General features: G+C 36.6%; 12 protein-coding genes. All 12 read right to left on the bottom strand.

The features are described 5' to 3' along the window. Window positions 1-385: 385 nt before the first annotated feature. Entirely contained in the window at window positions 386-1,144 is a 759-nt protein-coding gene (locus JCM19039_RS09645) for a DUF3427 domain-containing protein (protein WP_042426524.1), read from the bottom strand. Window positions 1,145-2,143: 999 nt separating this feature from the next. After that, window positions 2,144-2,347 carry a hypothetical protein gene (locus JCM19039_RS23145; protein WP_081834442.1) on the bottom strand — a complete coding sequence of 68 codons (204 nt, stop codon included), beginning with the start codon at window positions 2,345-2,347 and terminating at the stop codon, window positions 2,144-2,146. A 156-nt stretch (window positions 2,348-2,503) separates the two neighbouring features. Continuing rightward, a complete protein-coding gene (drmC, locus tag JCM19039_RS09635) occupies window positions 2,504-3,289 on the bottom strand; it encodes a DISARM system phospholipase D-like protein DrmC (protein WP_042426521.1) in 786 nt (261 codons plus the stop codon). Then, window positions 3,286-5,127 (bottom strand): DUF1998 domain-containing protein, encoded by a 1,842-nt coding sequence (drmB, locus tag JCM19039_RS09630; protein ID WP_042426517.1) that lies wholly within the window; start codon window positions 5,125-5,127, stop codon window positions 3,286-3,288. The genes drmC and drmB overlap by 4 nt, the downstream gene beginning before the upstream one ends. After that, a complete protein-coding gene (gene drmA, locus JCM19039_RS09625; protein ID WP_202963196.1) occupies window positions 5,128-7,713 on the bottom strand; it encodes a DISARM system helicase DrmA in 2,586 nt (861 codons plus the stop codon). It lies immediately after the preceding gene. Window positions 7,714-7,733: 20 nt separating this feature from the next. Beyond that, entirely contained in the window at window positions 7,734-9,035 is a 1,302-nt protein-coding gene (locus JCM19039_RS24800; RefSeq protein ID WP_202963195.1) for a hypothetical protein, read from the bottom strand. A gap of 42 nt (window positions 9,036-9,077) precedes the next feature. Next, on the bottom strand, window positions 9,078-9,767 hold the full coding sequence (locus JCM19039_RS09620) for a type IIL restriction-modification enzyme MmeI (protein WP_307190221.1): 690 nt from the start codon (window positions 9,765-9,767) through the stop codon (window positions 9,078-9,080). Continuing rightward, the gene (locus tag JCM19039_RS23755; protein ID WP_042426511.1) at window positions 9,740-10,609 is read right to left on the bottom strand and encodes an Eco57I restriction-modification methylase domain-containing protein; all 870 of its coding nucleotides are present in this window, start codon (window positions 10,607-10,609) and stop codon (window positions 9,740-9,742) included. Before JCM19039_RS23755 ends, JCM19039_RS09620 begins: the two co-directional genes overlap by 28 nt. Further along, complete coding sequence (locus tag JCM19039_RS23750; protein ID WP_193744197.1) at window positions 10,609-11,316, bottom strand: Eco57I restriction-modification methylase domain-containing protein; 708 nt, start codon at window positions 11,314-11,316, stop codon at window positions 10,609-10,611. The genes JCM19039_RS23755 and JCM19039_RS23750 overlap by 1 nt, the downstream gene beginning before the upstream one ends. 20 nt (window positions 11,317-11,336) lie before the next feature. Next, complete coding sequence (locus JCM19039_RS09610; protein WP_152550158.1) at window positions 11,337-13,121, bottom strand: hypothetical protein; 1,785 nt, start codon at window positions 13,119-13,121, stop codon at window positions 11,337-11,339. A gap of 67 nt (window positions 13,122-13,188) precedes the next feature. After that, window positions 13,189-16,281, bottom strand: a complete 3,093-nt coding sequence (gene drmD / locus JCM19039_RS09605; protein ID WP_202963194.1) for a DISARM system SNF2-like helicase DrmD — start codon at window positions 16,279-16,281, stop codon at window positions 13,189-13,191. Beyond that, on the bottom strand, window positions 16,274-17,407 hold the full coding sequence (locus JCM19039_RS09600) for a DNA cytosine methyltransferase (protein WP_042426509.1): 1,134 nt from the start codon (window positions 17,405-17,407) through the stop codon (window positions 16,274-16,276). Before JCM19039_RS09600 ends, drmD begins: the two co-directional genes overlap by 8 nt. Between the last annotated feature and the right edge of the window lie 59 nt (window positions 17,408-17,466).

The raw sequence follows: 17,466 nt of genomic DNA, 5'->3' as shown, positions 1-17,466 counted from the left end.
ACTGTGAGTCCTGACAATTAGAGATTCGTTGTGCAGGCTGCGTTTTGAGTTTTTCGGAAATATAAGATTACGCTTGTGAACTTATCAGGTTGTAATAAAGGTCCAATAGGCAGAGGTCCATTATAGGCTTGGGTAAAATAGGATGATCCACTCAAGCATGCTTATATTCAACACACTTCTTTAAGTCACCCCGATTTGAATGATTAACAAAAACACCGGATTTTTGTTCACAGATTCATTTATAAGCTTTATGTTTACGAAACAAAGTATTCCCTTTATTTTTAGGCCAGATCGGGTAAAGAAGTCTCCTTTTTCATTTTCATCTAGATATATGTCTTGTAGAAGCTATTCAAGACCTGTTACCGCATAGTTAGTATTCGGGGAGTTATTTAGAGTCAAACATTTGAACTATTAATTCTTCAATAGTAAAAGCAGGTTTTCTTCTATGTAGCATTGCATGACAATTGGGACATACGGGTCGTAAATCATTAATAGGATTCAATTTATATTCTTTTTTAATCTTACTCAATTCTTTAAGATGATGGATATGTATAAAATCTTCACCAATAGCACCATACTTTCTTTTAAAATCAAATTCGCAAATAGTGCAAGTAGAACCATAATATTCTATACATTTTTTTCTTGCCACTAGGTTACGTTCATAAATGTTTACAGTAATTGTTTTAGTCGACCCTTCAAGATAGCACTCGGGGTTAAATACCTCTTCAGCCAACTTTTCTGGTCGACCTTCATTTGGGTTAGTAAACTCCCATAGAATTCTAGCTGGTTTTCCACCACCTGTCTCCTTTGCTCTACCCTTACCTTGAAATGTAAAATTTACATCATTACTATCTTCCCGCGTAAATATATAAATTAACTTATTAGGATCTAACATTTCTTTGATCGTCTGAGACTTGAGTGAATGATTGTTCTTACTAAACCACTGCAAATCATCCCCTATAAAATTGTTATTATAGTTATGTCCAGTTCTACCAACAGAATTTATATTAGCAAATATAAACACATCATTGTTAAAAGTATTGTAACCTGTAAACCAATTTCCCCTCTGCCTTTCTACAGGTACTTTCATTATCCTACAAACATCTTTTCGGGAATAATTATTGCCTACAACGAAAGGGGCCATGAACTATAAGTCCTCCTCTTAAAATTCAGCTACTCCAATGGCCTTGTCTGTTTGAGCTATTACAAAAAAATTCTATACAAAGGTACGTGAAAAATTCCCCAATGATTCAACGATTTGTTAATCCGCCTTAATGCTCGCAGTCATTAATGACCATTTATTTTTTCGCTAATGACCGCGAGACTATGGGATGATATTCATGGATCTCTGCGAAGCTTATAAGGGCGTACCTGCTAAAATTACTTCGTTTGGTCATAAATAAAGCAGTGTTCGGTGATGCTCCTAATTGTACTAGTAGCCAGATGAATGAAATGGGGCCAGTCACGCTGGGTCATACTTTTTTTGGACGAGCGTCGGCATAGGGGTAACCTTTTAGGCTTAGTGAACGTTCAATCCAAAATGCATGAAGGGATATGTCATTCACTCGGCTTGTAAATTCAATCCCTCAATTAGTGTGGAAAATCTTAATAATCCGTAAATCTCCACGACCTGGAGCGAAGGCTCTTTTAACAAGCCCACTTGTTTTATTTGGACCATTGCTCCAACCAATCACTTATCGCTTGTAGGGATCAAGCAATAAACAAACATATTGCCATCACCCCCCTTATTCTTGTAAAGGTGAGGTCACTCACGATACTGTGTTGCTCAATTTAATGTGTAAATGACTGATTCAATTTATTGGTAATAACCACCTCGTTAGTTGGGGTTTTCGTGGATTATAACTACCCACTGTATAAACGGAAATCAAACCTTCCTTGGTCATGATACGACCAATACGTCTTCTCGATACACAGTCCCCTTACGATGAAGACCATCCTTAAAATTTAAGCATTCCATAGGTTCCTCTGCTTTCTTGAAAAAGACTATAGACAAGCGCTATTAGTGGACCCTCTTTAGGCTTACATTGCGTGTGTTATACCACATAATAATACGTAAATCGAGAGTTTTTAGGATGGCCCATTGCTGATACCGAATACTTGTGAGTATTATATTAAGTCACATCTACTTTCGTCTCATTATCAGCGCTGATTGCTTTACAATATCATTTTCCATTTTGGCGTGAGCTAATTCTTTTCGTAATCGCTGGAGTTCTTCTTGTTCGGAGCGATTGTCCTTTTCTTTAAATGAGCTGGTTGTCATTTCTTGTTTGATCCATTTGTCTAAATAGGACGATACTAAGTAATACTCTCGGGCAATGGCGCGCATGACTTTCCACTCTGATAAAGCTGAGCCGTTTGTTTTTTTAAAACTTAGGAGTGAACGTTAGGCGTTCTTCTTTTAGTTGCGACATGATATTCACTCCTTGTGGGTTCTTTTTTTGTAGTGTAATCCTCCACAATAAAGTTATCCAAATTAGTGTAGTCAATTCACTTTTACTTTTTTTATAATTCCAATTGTTATTAGTGCTTTTAAATGTAAGTCTAGTTTTTCAGGAACTTTTCCATCTTTAATAAGTACACCCAATTCCATGTTCTTTTCCATTGCGGCTTTGGTCAAATTCGCACTAGTAATAAAGGCGAGTTTCCCATCAGAAACTGCACATTTTGGATGTACAGCTCCTAAATACTGTTCAGATGATTTTTTTTCATATTGATCCCATATATATATATTTACATGAGGTATCATTTCTTTCATTAAGTTTATTGAATCATAACTGACTCTTCCACCCTGCTCATCCGAAACTTCTAGTAATACATCAATTCTTACGTTTCTTTCCACGGCTCTTTTTAATGAATTTACTATAGAAGAAACTTCATATGCAACGAAACTAACTATAAAAATTCTAATCTTCGCTAAATCAATAACTTCATTCAGGACTTGCTCAGTTTGCCTAACAGGAACCATATCTGTAGGTGGTCCAGTCCATACCAATTCAATCAATCCTTGACGTTTAATTGATTTATGCGAGGTTATACTTGCTGATTTTAAAGCAGCTGCAATTTCTTTTGCTGATATACTAGGTTGTTGTTCCCAAGCACTTATTAACTGTATTATCGACTCACTATTGATATTTAACCCTCTTTTAAATGATGGACTGGCTAATTCTTTAGGAGAATTTATTTTCAAAATTTTTCGTACCATATAATCAATTCTATTTTGATGCAATTCTATCCCTAAATGGGCAATTACGTCCCAAAGTTTACTCATCTAACATAATTCTCCCTATTAAAAAATGCAGCATCATCATTGTCCAATGTACTTACCAAAAGAGTTCTATCCAAATAACGGTTCCCTTTTTCACAAGAAGTCTCAGCTACAAATGAACATGCATGACAAGATGCAGCATGAAGGGATCTATCTTCTCTAGGATCATGTTCAGAACACATAGGATCCGACGAACATATAGTTGCTCTTTGTAGTGCCTGTTCAATTAACCTACCAAGATTTTTAGGGATCCCAAGTTCAACCAATCCACCTAATGTACCATCTGAATCGGCTGCAGCAGTATACAGTAATATACCAGCCATTGACTCATCTTTATCTCCGTAAATCCTTTCTCTAATACTAGCTTCGTTATAACCACATTCTAGGGCTAATTCACGTATCAACAAATGCGCTAAGGTGTGTAACATAGTATATCTAATTCCAGGATAACCTTCTTCAGAATCTAATTTGCGTGCATTTCTCCAACCACGATGTCCTTTTACTAGTTTTGTGTTTTGCACATCTACCGCAGCTCTCTTTTCCCATTCTATTATTTGCTCTTCCTTAAACTGAATGAATATTCCTTCTCCGTGAACCTCACTTGCTGGAACCCATTTAGGATTACCTTTTGTAAGCCTAGCCATTGTTGGACGCTCGTTATCGTCCATATACTCCTCAATTGTTTCCACTCTAGTATAACCAATTAAAGCGTTAACCTCCCTAAGCCTCTCTAAGAGTAATACATTTTCAATTTCTACTTGAAAATTTGGTGGTGGCTCTACTTTTCTACTTAGGAAATGAGGCCAATCGGTTGGTGGAGAAGACGAGGTTAAAACCTCCCACTCTGGTACTTTTATATCTTTCTCAGAAACAAGTTCCTCACCTGAATTTCCTTCTTTTTTATCCAGGATTGCTTTCCATACATCTTTATAATCATACTGTCCTATCCCCGGTAGTACACCACTTTTAGACAATGTTTTAACTGTAGCCTTAGCTTCCGATTCTGATTCAACATCTTCAAAGTATGTCCATCCATCTATTATTAGTTGAAGCAAAGGATTTTTCTCCATTGGTATAGCTAGTGCTGACAAGGTAATAGGGAACCAACTGTTGGTTGCCCCAAGTAAAACGACTCTTGGATCCTCGTCACAAGTTGAATCATAGCTATCCAAATGTGGGTGACGACCACGGCAAGCCGGAAGATTTTCTTGACCAGTTTTTCCAAAAGCTAATGCTAACGACTTACTCTTTTTACAGGTATCACATCTAACCTTTAGGTTTTCTGTTTGTAAAGAAGCACCACTCTCGAAAAAACGTAAAGTTCCTTTACAATCATCTTTACCCCCATGCACAAACCAATGCCAAGGAAAATCGTCTAAATGACCATTTTTACATGCTAGTAGAAAACGAGCAGGTACTGCTTCTGACTTAGAACCCTTTTCACAGTTTTCATGTACAAAATGTATTTTTTCCGGACGAAAGGGATTTGGTTTTACTTTAAATAATCCTGAATCGTATTCTGCAAGTAATTGGCACTTAACACATCTAAGCCAACGTGGAAAAGGTCTGACCGGAACACCTATTTTACCTTCAGCAGATAACGGGCTAGCATTTTCATCCCTTAAATAAGGAGGGATACGTAGTCGTTCAACTTGTTTTCCAAGAACTTTTTTTACAGCTGCCAATAATCTAGCCTCTTCTACAGGAGTACACTGTTCTTCATCCCACCGTTCCAATCCCATAGTCATAACTGAAAGGTTTGGGAGATCTATAAGTGCACCAGGACCATATGTCCAAAGTAATTGCGTTGGTCGAACATCACCTACTCTGTGTGTACTCATTTAAGATTCCCTCCCGTCATTGTCTTTTTTTCTCATTTTCCAAGAAGGGGCTTCTGATAATGAATCTACATCCATTATGAGTTGAACACCAGGTTCAACTTCACGCATAGACATTGGGGCTGTAAATTTATCCCACGATAAGCTCCCTGGTCTTTTTAATAACGGTGCTAGATCTCCTTTTTTTCTTTCTGATTCATATCCCAGTTTTCTCCCTGGTTCATTAGATTCTTTAACCCAACTATCAATACGTTCTTTTACCATTCCGTCAACTCTTTCCGAAATACTCCTATCTTTTATTGTCCATCCCCTCTGAGAAATGATTTCTTTTACATTTTTAGCTTTTGAATTAGACGTACTATCCAATTTTTGAGCTCCCTCATTATGGTTTAATTCTTCATTTATTAACCTTATGATACTTATCATAGTTCCTGTAAGTCCACGATCCAACGCTCTTGGTGCAAAAGGAGTAACAGACTGAGCTTCCACATGTTTATAGAATGTTGAATGATAGTGTTCAAAGGTTTCATAATGGGACAAATCTCTTGGTCTGGACCATGTTAGTACTGTAAAAACTAACCCTGGAAAAGAACGTCCTACACGGCTTGTAGATTGAATATATTCAGCTGTAGTCTTAGGTTGACCATTTACTATCATTAATCCAAGACGATTAACGTCAACTCCGACAGATAACATATTTGTTGCTAAAGCAATATCTATAGCTTGGGTTTCTCCCTTGTTCCATGTTTGTTTAAACTCAACTTCAAGTTGGTCAAGTTTCTTAGGTATATCTCTACTTGAAACCCTTGAAGTAAGCTCCTCTATATTCCTAAGTTTTCTCTGACTTAAACCTGGTCTTTCAATGTCGCTCATCTGAACTTTATACGCTCGAGTCTGGACATCGTCCTCAGCAAGTCGTCGCATCCCGCCTAGTTCACGTAATGAATTGAAATACCCAACTAAAGTCATATAAGGATCAGCAACTTGTCCAAAATGATTGTATAATGATTGAGCTGCAGTTAATAAAGCTACATATACACGTATTAAAACAGCAGGTCTCGAGCTACCAGGGGAACAAATCCCTAAATATCGTCGGCCCGGGTTTTGTTCCTTTGGTCTTTGTACCGAGAAGAAATTGTCACCAATATCAAGTCCTTGCGGAGGAAAGACCGAAACTTGGCGCATAAACACATTTGTAACTTGTTCTTCTGCTTTTTTTACAGTAGCTGTAGATGCAATAACCTTTGGCATAACTTTTTTCCCGTTATACTCCCATGCTGATAAAGAGTCCACTGCAGTCTCATATAGGCCAACCATTGTTCCTAAAGGTCCACTTATTAAATGAAACTCATCTTGAATTATTAAATCTGGTGGTCTAACCTTTGTAACTTGTTTTACGGTAGTAGAAGGATACTTACCTTTTTTTCTATGTTCTCCAGTACATTGAGAACCTGGCCAAATAAATCCATGTCTTGGACATTCCTCTGAAACATATCCAAAAAGTGTCCTAATTTCTCCTCGCCAAGCCATTAATGCGAACTTATCTACTGTTGCTATTAACATTGATGGAGGATTTCGATAAATTTCATCATCTACAACAAGAACTGGAAGTCCTAGTTCTGGTGATTTTGCACGACTAAATTCGCATCTACCATATTTATCCCCACAAAAAATTAATGTCCTCCCAATATCTCTATCAACTTGAATATCTCTTCCTGGTGATATTTCGCTACCACACCATGGGCAACTAGTGAGTTGTGCAGGAGTAGATCCATTTCTCCGTTTTTCTTCTCTTTCATTCTCTATAAATTCGTGACTTTGTTCAGTAGTATTTGGCGTAATTTTCTTTCCAACCCATAAACCTATTGTAAAAGGGTGATTCCCCCATTTATCAGGGTTAGCTTTTCTTAAAACTTCCATTGCACAAAGAAGGGTACTTGCCCTTTGGAACTGTTGTAAGGTTAATAACCTTAATGTATAGCGCATAATGACAGACAATCCCCGGTCTGCATCTAGTTCCCCAAGTTTACCTTGCCTTCTTCTTATAGCCATTGTAAATGCGGCAACCCCTAAATAAGCTTCAGTTTTACCACCACCAGTAGGGAACCATAATAAATCGGCATAAGCTTCAATTTGATTTGTACGGTCTTTATGTTCTGGATCAGCTAAAGATGGTATTGATAAAAGCATAAATGCTAACTGAAAAGGCCGCCAAGATCTATTTTTAGGTACGTTAAGTGTTTCGTAATCTAAATTATTTCCACGTCTCCGCCTTAATGAATAGATACTGCGAATTCGCTGAGATGCCATTGCTTTATTTGCAAAACGAAATGACTCTAATGCATCGTTGTCAGAGCTGAGTACTGATATCCCTTCCCGAAGCCTCCTTAATATTTCTTCACATCGATCCATGGCATCTGAAGCGACACCATCAAAACCTTTGACCGATTTGCCAATTCTCTTCCTTTGTTCCTGTATCCATTGTTGATAATCATTAGTTAAGACTGATAATGCAGCACAAAGTTCCTGTTGATCCATAGTTGCTAAATTTTCCATATCCAGATAACTTTCATTAACCATTTGGCGCATAGCTTGACGATCTTCTGAATTTAGCCTGGTGTTTCAGTCACAGGGATTTCATAGCTAGGCAATACACTTGTATGAATATCTGTTGCGTGGTTCCTATTATTTATATCGGGTGTAGCATGCACTGATACTCCGTGACCGACTGCAAACTCAACTTCATTCCTATACACCATTTCTAGAGATTGACGCTCTATATCTAATTCAGAATCGTCATTTAATATAGGTCTTCTTCTAAAGACAGCATTACCTTCTATATCTCTTATCAATAATTCAGGTTGAAATATCCAAGCTGCATCTTGGTTTTGTTCAGGCTTTATTTGATTATTAACTAGGAAAAGAGTAACCATTTTATCACCGTTTTCAAGTGGTGGGTATACTGTACCTTGAATAAAAACCTCCGGACATTCTTTATCAATTATAAAAGGTTGTATTTTCCCTTGAGATAGTTTTAATATCTTCTTATCCCCTAAAGGTGTTCTCTTCCATGCACGAAGTTGCTTTCCAGTTTTAATGTCCTCTTTATCACTTTTAACACGTATATATCTACCCCAGCTGGCATCAACAAGTAACTTTTCAACCGATTCATTGACACAAAATGTAACTCCAAATGATGATGGGACAAGTGATTGATTTGTGGATACATCTCTCCCACCACTTGACTCATCGTCATCAGTTCTTCCACTTGCACCAGCAGAACTGACAGATGAGTATGCTAAACCATAATCATCAAATTCTTCCTCATGTGTTTCTTTTGGTGCTAATCTTCCAATAATATATCTATCTCTAACACTCATACCAACTATCTCTTCATCTGGACCGTCTGCTGGACCAAGGAGATCGTCCTTAACAGCATTTTCAAGTAGTGTACGAATATATGATTGTTCTTGGGGAGATTCCCCAGAGATAGTTTTAAAAGAGGAGAAGTCATAACCATAAATCCCCATGATTTCCCTCTCAAATTCTGACCATTCCAGACGTTTAATTGGTGCCTGTTCATCACTAGGGAATGTTTTTAGATTAAGTTTGTCACTGGAAGTAATAGGTATATAACCATCGAAATAAAAAGTTGTTTGAGTTAAGGTAGAGCGTTTGAGATATACTCTTGCAAATGCGATTGGGAATAATACTTTATTCGTTTCAGAAAAAATTAAAAAAGGGTCACCCGTATGTATTCCTTGACACTCAGGTCCTGAAACACCTAAAGTTAATGTGAAATTCTGTACACTTTGGTAATCTTCAACCCAAACTAACCATGCATTTCGGTTTACTCCGGGTTCTGAACCTTCTATATCTGCTTTAAAAACCTTTCTATTTTCTTCACTCATTTTATCCCCTCATTCTTTACTTTTTAAATCAGTGCCACTTTATTAATTAAAGAGGTTGAGTTGCTCTTCTTCCTTCGATTGATCGTCCTGCTTTTTCTTACTTGTTTTTCTACTTTTTTTTACAACAGATTTCCTTTTAAGTTCTTTTTCATATAACTCATGATTAAGTTCAAGAAGACGTTTTAAAACCTCGTGTTGTGCCTCTTCTGAAATTTTATAACGTATACCATGTTTAGTGTTATAGAAGTCATGATTTAGATTTATGTCTTTCCATCCATAAACCTCTGTAACTCCTTTATCCATACTTTCATGTAATTTCCGTAATTCTTGAATGTCTCTAGATTTTTCATCAGAATTATGAAAATGGTTGTAAGTCTTTGTTAACCCTTCATTACGAGTAATCATTATTTTCTGTCGAAGTTTATAATACTCTTCACCTAACTTTTCAAGTTTATCACTATTAGTGTGTAAAAATGGGTAGGTATCAAAACTGTCTGACGGTGTATATCTAATATCTTTTTTCATCGAAGAACTTTCTCGACGAACCCATAGTTCATGGAATGAACACTGTAACATAGCAAAACTTGACCAGTTGGGTAAATCCAATACCACTAAAGCATCGCTAAAAACTTGTTGTGCCGGGACTTTCGATATCATTACATATTTTGTCACCCTTGATATGGCAAAAACTTCGGAATTATTGTTTATTTGATCATAAAGCTTATTTCGTATTCTCCAGTGTTGCCACCAGTTTTCTCGATCTGTTTGCTTTTTTGCTGCTTTTTCCCTTTCAGGTTTACAAGTTCTCTAACACGTTCCATTAATTCTGGCCAATTATTTTCACATTCATCAAATTCCATATCTTTGAAATTTATTGTCCAACGAATTGTTTTTTGTTGAGGACTTGAATTAAGATCTTCACCACTCATAAAAGGGGAAATAACTTGACTACTAATCGACCTTTCTTGGAGGAATGTTCTAGCCTCCTCATCTGATAATATAAATCCTTTTCCTCTTAACACAGAACCTTGAAAACTTTTATCTTTATTCATTTTTAGGGCCTTAGCTTTCCCCCACCCTTCAAGTTTATCAAGAGCTGGTGAAATTTTATCTACCTTGCTATTATCAAGGTACTTGATCCCCCTCCAAATACCTTTATGTCCTATAACAAGCGCTGCAGTAACTGATGCTTTTCCTGGCCATGTAAATGAAGATAATGCATTTCGAATTGTTATTTTTTCTTTCTGGATTAAGTGCGAAAGACCTGTTCTAGCTGTGTCACCTTTACCTATTGTTTGTGTTGCTAACAGGCCAAACTCTCCACCAGTAGTTAGTAAATTTGCTGCTCGTAAATAGAAGAAAGAGCTTAAGTCTGCATTAAGGCTTGCGTGTGGCCACGAAAAAGAAAACCATTCCATCATTGAATCACCAAGTGACCCTCTCATACGCCTTCCACCCATAAATGGTGGGTTTCCTATAATTGCATCAAAGCCTCCACTTACAAAAACCTCAGGAAACTCTAAAGGCCAATGGAAAGGCCCCCTTAATTCATTTGAATTTTTCGAAACTTTCATTAATCCTTCATGGGACTTTTTGAAGATATGATTAACCATTTTTTATTTCCATTAAACATATCCCAAACTTCTGTAGATAATGTGTCTAAAGCTTTTTCTAATACCCTATTATTACTATTAAATCGCAATACTTCTCCGACCATTGCATTAGCTACTAATTCTACATTTTTAATCCTTTCCCTTGCTTCTTGGTCTATTCGAGCCTTTTCTTTTACATCGTAAATATCAATTATCGCAATTCCACGTATCTTTTTTCTAAGTCTGAGTACCTCTGCTACCTTTTTTTCAATCAAGTCTCCAAATATACGTAATTGCTGATTTTCTTCTTCAGCGTTAAAGTTTAGCTTTTTCAATTGTTCTATATTATAAGTGCCCAAAAGACTGTCACCATGACGAAGGTTATGGTCAAGGAACCCAAAGGGTCGTCCTTTTGATAACGTAATTAGCCATATTGAAAGCTTAGCCAGTTCAACAGCCATGGGGTTTAAGTCAACACCATATAAGCATTTTTCTGCAACAACTCTTCTAGCTATTAAAAGCCTATCATCTGCCTGTCTAGGCATTGTTTCTCCTAGATATGAATCATGTACTTCTCCATTAATCGATATGATCCTACCTTCTTTTTCCTCTCTATTCCATGATTCAACTAAATGTTGAGCAATCCACCGACAAGCTTGCACTAGGAAGGCACCAGACCCCATAGCCATATCACAAATCTTAAGATTTATTATTTCTGAAGGTGATTTAAGATACCATTCTTTAAGTTCTTTACCCTCAGATGGACCATGAAATACCAGTGGTTCAAGAGTGTTGATACTATAGATTCTGTTAGAGATTTAGGAGTATAATGAGTACCTGATTCACGTCTTTCAGTACCCGTAGTTACAATAAAAGAATTTCCTCGATAAACAATTAAATCTCCCCAAGCATCTGTTCTTAGCAATTTCATAAAAGGTTTTATACGTTCAGCTAATTTTATATTTCCAGCGGAAGCTTTAATTAAAATTGAAAATTTATCTTCGTCTATATTAGTAGAAATAGCATTACGTAGGGCAGACTCTGATCTACCAGTCTTTTCCTTAAGTAAGTTAATTAAGTCTTCAAAGTTTTTATTTTTTAATTCCTCAAGTTTCGATAGCGGAATATTAGGATTTTGAATCTTTTGTGACCCTTGTAAGCCTAAAGTAACTTCTGGAACACGAACTACTGTATTTTCAAGTAACCCTTCATATACATGTCCAATCTGTTCAACATCAAGTCCTTTATAAGAAAGGTATATCGCACCACCACTTTGCTCAAGTACTTGTAAAGAAGTCAATAAAAGTAGCACAGTACGATTGTCAATTGGTAGTGGCTTAGCATATTCTTCAGTCCATTTACTACCTTTATCTCTACCTTCTAGGAAAGGATAACGATCAGGATCAAATAATGTACCACCAAGTGGTGATAAACGAAGTGCTTCGTGTTCTATTCCACCATATACTGCACGAAACAAAGAAAGTAATCGAGCCCATGCATCATTACGTCTTTCTAAAACCTCAGGGCCATGTCTATCAGAATCTTCCGCTAGTTGACTCCTAAGATTCTTAATTGCATAATGCTGGTCATAGACAGGATCACCTAGAAATAATAATTCACGTTCTTCAGCGCATAGTAAAAAAACTAGACGCATCATTACTGTTAAACCTGCTTCATATAGCTCGTCAGGTGATACATTTTCTAATAATTTTCGGTTTCTATCTTCGTCTGCTATATCTAAGGACTGCACAAGTACTTCTACTGCTCGACGAACCTGTTCACCTAATGTCTCCGTAACTTCATCGTGATAATCTAAAGATTCTTCTAGCAATGATTCAATATTTTCTTCTTTAGGTCCGAAACTTCTACGTACACCTAATAATGATTGAAATGCCTTTAAAGTGATTGGTTCTTGAAACCATAAACGCGAATACCAAGATACATGACCATATACTCCATCTTTGGATCTATATACTAACATCCATTGTTCACCATTAGTTATCAAACCAAGGTTTATACTTATATTCCGACTCAACATTTTCATACGATCAAAAGCCGATACTATCCAACTATCCTTATTTTCTACTGATAATAAATCAGTATGAGGTTCTTGAATAGATATTAATAAACGAGGTTTTCCCTTGATGTCACCTTTAACTATAAAATCTGGAGTGAAGCTAGAAGAGCCATCAGTAGCTTCTAATGTATATCCAGTTTCCTTATTGTTTTGAAACAAAACTTCATCACCATATTCGAGAACATCAGATAAAACAAGCTTTACCCACTCTCTGTTTAAATCATAAAGGTCTGGATCTTTACTTTCTTTGGCCTCAAACCACTCTTCATAAGCTGCACGAACATTCTTACGTATATTCGAATCAACAAAATCCAATCCTTGTGGAAATGCCCTTTCTAAAACAGGAATAGATAAAAAAGATCCGGAAATCTCTATCAAGGAAAGCCATTCATAATGTCGGGATATATTTTTCATCATTTTTCACTTCCAGTCAATTGAGATTTAGGTACTAGAAAAACAACCGCTACAGGGAATGTTCTGTCAGTTAAATTAGAATAACGTTTCTTAATAGTTCAATTTCTAATTTTTTTTCAGATGGAATCCTTTTTAACCTATCTCGTAAAGAGTTTAAATCACGACGAAGTTGATTTTGTTGATCCTCTGGCCATTCAAACAATTGTAACTGCTCAGTTTGTTGGTCTTTGAGTTCTCTTTCGATAATATTCTTTAAATCATCCAATAAAGTCGATATATCCTTAATTTCACTATCCCTTCTACGATCTATAGTATTTTCTAGATATTTTAAACGATCTTGAGATCGTGCTTCAACTGTAGCAAGTATTGCTTCTTCACTCATGTAAAACCGTTTTTTTAGCTTTAAAAATAAATTGTTATTAGGTTCAACTTGTGACGAAGACTCCATAAGAGATTCAACCCTAGTAACCTGAGGTATCCTCAAGAATCCTTTATCTTTGAGTAAACCACCTGCAAAGGTTAACTCCTCATGTATACGATGATGGTCACCACCGGTTACAATTAGTCGTGATTGGATAACAATTGCACAGTCTTCTAATATAGCATCTGGTACACCCCTTACAGATATGCGATTTAACTTTTTAGAGTCATCCAACTTCCATATCTCTTCCCTTAAAAGCCGTAAACTCATTTGAACTAATTTGTGATTTAAGTGAACAAGAACAACATCATCTCTCCCTTTTGCTATATCATGATCAAAGGTTATTGGACGGCGTTTACCAGTGTGAGGGTGCTCAAGGCCTACTGTTGCTTGTCCCCATGACCCCGGCAAAATTGGAACCTCAAATACTTTTCCAGAAGGAACGCCTAAGAACTCTATGGGTTTTAATTCCCGTTTCTCCGCTAACTCCAAAGCCACTTTTACTGCTCGATATATATTTTCTGGAGCTAGGTGAAAACTATCCTTAGCATCCATAAGTCGATCATGCAACCTACTGATCTTTTCCCTTAATTGCCTATCAACTCGGATCACCCTACGACTCTTTTCAGCCTTTGTTTCAGCAAGACTAGTATCTAACTGTTTTCGATTACCTAACATGGCTTCCTCAATTTGATGAGCAATAACTGAGCCAACACTCCCCAAATCCTCTCGAATTCGATCAACCTTCAAAGCTGCACGCATTAAAAATACATGATCCCCCATAACCTTTGTTACATTTTGAGTAGTTTTATCTTGATCAAACCCTTTACCTACCGGATGCCAAACATATACATGTTTTTCCTTTTGTCCGTGCCGATCTATTCGCCCATTCCTTTGCTCCATTACATTTGGGTTCCATGGTATTTCAACATGAATTAGATAATTACAATGATTTTGTAAATCAATTCCCTCTGATGCTGCATCAGTTGCTAACAATATACGAACGGGTGAGACATTTGGATCTGTTTGGAATGCTGCTTTTACTTGCTCACGTTCATCTGGTAACATACTTCCGTGTAAAAACATTAAACGATTACCACCAAATCCATGACTTGTTAAAATTTGATGCAACCAAGTATGTGTTGCACGATATTCTGTAAACAAAACAACCCTTTTATTATTCCATTCTTCACCATTTTTCAGATGACTATTTAACCACTCTATAATCGCAATCGCTTTCGAATCCTTTTTAACCTTTGCATCCTCTGCCCATCGTGAAATCTTATTTAGTATTTCACGTTCTTCCTTACTAAGTGGAGTAGAGGTATTAGTAGCTAAATCTAAAGCATCGTGTAACTCTTCTTCAAATAATTCATCATCTGAATAATCGTCATTGATTCGCATTATTGCATTACGTAATATACGATTACCCATTTTGCTTTTTTCCAACTTGGATTTCCGTCCACTTTCTATACCACTACAGTATTTCGCAAGGGTACCTGCGAATGCCATAGGTGAAGAGAAAAGTCTTTTCTTTAATAAAATATAAATGAAATCTTCTCCGTAATTTCCTTGATTCTCGTCTAAATTTCTTTTTCTAATTTCAATAAAATTTTGTAATAAACGATTTACCTCAATTTCCTCTTTTGAATAGTCCACTTCTAAGGCTTCAAGTTTCCTTCCTGGAAAAACAGATAGCCCCTTCTCATCTACAATATCATTTTTCAAACGTCGAACCATTACTTGCTGTAGTTTTTTTTCATCGGGCATTACGGTCCTTGCAAATCGCTGGTCATCAAGTAACTCAAGTAAGGAAGTGAAAGATTCTTGATACCCATTATGCGGGGTAGCACTTAAGAATAAACGGTGATTAAAATGTGGGGAAAGCATACGAATCAATTTAGTTCTCTGACTTTCAATTGCATAGTTAGATGTTGCAGAAGGAGCAACGTTATGTGCCTCATCCAACACCAAAATATCAAATTTCCTTGGATAGCATTCATGTGGTGGTAAGATCTCTTTGATTTGTCTAAGTCCTTCTCCATTTTTCATCCAATCCATAGAAGTAATTAAACGAGGGAATGATGTCCAGGGATTTGCATGTATTCCTCGTTCTCTCCTAAGTTGTTTAACATAATTGGTATCAACAATGCGAAAGTCTAGACCGAATTTTTCTTGCATCTCAATTTGCCACTTCAACTGAAGTGAAGAGGGACAAATCGCTAGAACAGTGTGGGCTCTATGTCGAACTAAAAGCTCCTGAATTACTAATCCTGCTTCAATTGTTTTACCAAGACCAACATCATCCGCTATTAATAAATTTACTCGAGCCATATCAATGGCACGTACTACTGGGTCAAGCTGATAATCTTCAATTGTAATTCCACTACGGAAGGGAGATTGTAATAGGGATCTATCTGCATTGGTTGATGCGCCCCAACGAATTGCATCAAGAAATGCTTCTATTTGCTCAGAAGTATCCCATCCTGACATATTGGGAAGGCCTGCTTTTTCAATGATTTGTGCACCAGGTTCTAGTTGCCATATAACTTGTAATTCTTCATCATGTGAATCCTCATCAATAGAAGTTAACTTTACAAGGTGTTGCTTTTTAGATAGTTCTAACAAAGACCCTTGTACCTGTGTAACTACCCATTGCCGTCTTCTAACTTCTACAAGTTGGCCTGGCTTTGGTACAGAAATTATATATTGTTTTTCATTTATGTTATTAGCCTTAGCCATTTACCTTCTCACTCCTAAAATAATCCTGTATAGTTCTAATATTATCTCTTAAATGCTTGTGGAAACTTAATCCAATCACTTCACCAAGCCTAACTGGAACTGCATTACCAATTAGTCTACCAATGGACTTTCTAATGACAGGCTCCCCTTTTGGTACAAATTCATAGTCACTTGGAAAGCTTTGAAGGATTGCTCCTTCTCTTAATGAAATAGCTCGATCTTGTTCAGGATGTCCGAACCTCCCATTCCCAAAACCAATAAATTGTGTTGTCATAGTTGGTGCCGGAGAATCCCAAGACATTCTGCCGTAAACACTGGGATAAGTTTTTCCAGATTTTTTTTTATGACATTCCGCTATTAGATCTTCGTCCCAATCCCTCCAAGTACCACCCGGCCTCGAAGATTGAATTCTTTTTAAATTGAGCTCATTTAATTCAGAGCATTGGTGTAACGGATCATTCTTATATATTTCTCCTGATTTTATAGGTGGTAATTCATAGATAGCATCACGTACAGTTTTTGCTCCATTAGTAAACACCTCTGGTGGCAATATATTGATTGGAGCAAATTTAGAAGCTAGTAATACTAACCTATTACGATTTTGAGGTACCCCATAATTAGCACAATTCACAACCTCAAAACTAACATGGTAATTTAGGGATTTTAGATCACCTAAAAATTCTTCAAATACATTTTGTCCTTCCAAATTAGGTACATTCTCCATAGTTATCAATTCAGGATTAACCTCTCTAACTATCCTTGAAAATTCTTTTAGAAGCCACCATCGTTTATCATCTTGAGTTGCTTTTTGATTATATGTAGAGAAAGTTTGACATGGCGCACAACCTGTCAATAATTTGATACTATTATGCCTATAATAAGAAGCGATTTCTCTCCCTTTCAGTTCCTCGACTGATTTCAAAAGAAATTTAGCATTATTATTTTCGGTATATGGGTATTCACAAGCAGGATCAATATCAATGCCTAACCTTACATCAATTCCAACTCTTTCTAGACCATGAGTTAATCCTCCTGCCCCAGAGAACAAATCAATGGCATATATTTTCCGTTTAGGAGTTTGACTACTACCACTTAACGTGTTTAAACCTGATTGTTTTCCTGCCATAACTTTTCCTCCTAAAAGATCTCTTAAACTATACTTTAATATTTATTTTCATAGTTATT

The organism is Geomicrobium sp. JCM 19039 (assembly GCF_000698145.1).
Lineage (GTDB): Bacteria > Bacillota > Bacilli > Bacillales > Marinococcaceae > Geomicrobium_A.
The sequence above is the reverse complement of the archived record's forward strand: the minus strand, read 5'-3'. Positions and strand labels throughout refer to the sequence as shown.